This is a genomic window from Bacillus sp. 05T31 (assembly GCF_056396725.1).
The window spans coordinates 1-431 of record NZ_JBFTMA010001415.1; the positions used below are offsets into that span (position 1 = coordinate 1).

Genomic DNA, 431 nt, shown 5'->3' on the forward strand with positions numbered 1-431 from the left:
AAAAAATGGGGCAAATATACCACTCGTTAATGGTGTTTGTTATTTCCATTTAAATTCGTCCCTTATACCGCATAAGAATCAAGGGATTGAACAAATATCAAAAACGTTATTTTCTTTCCCATTTTCTCAACCTGCCCATTCGGCGCAAAAATGGGATTTAACATTAACTGCAACGAAGCGTGGTGTATTTCAAATTGAACAGTTCGAATGTGTATTAAAAGATCCTTTTCATCTTTTAACTGTACATTTACCTGTCTTTGATAAATTAAGAACTGAAATTATTGTGTATCCTTCACCTAAAGAAGTAGCAGGTTTACAAGAACTTCAGCAACTATTAAACGGTTCTTATCGAACGAATTTCTCTTTTTACAATGATGAAACATCTATTATCGGTGTAAAAAGATATGAACGTGAGTCTTTCCGCTCTATCC

1 pseudogene is annotated in these 431 nt (G+C 33.6%); it reads left to right on the plus strand.

The features are described 5' to 3' along the window. Nucleotides 1-431: pseudogene (locus AC1DJR_RS33595) on the plus strand (DUF58 domain-containing protein); the annotation flags it as partial.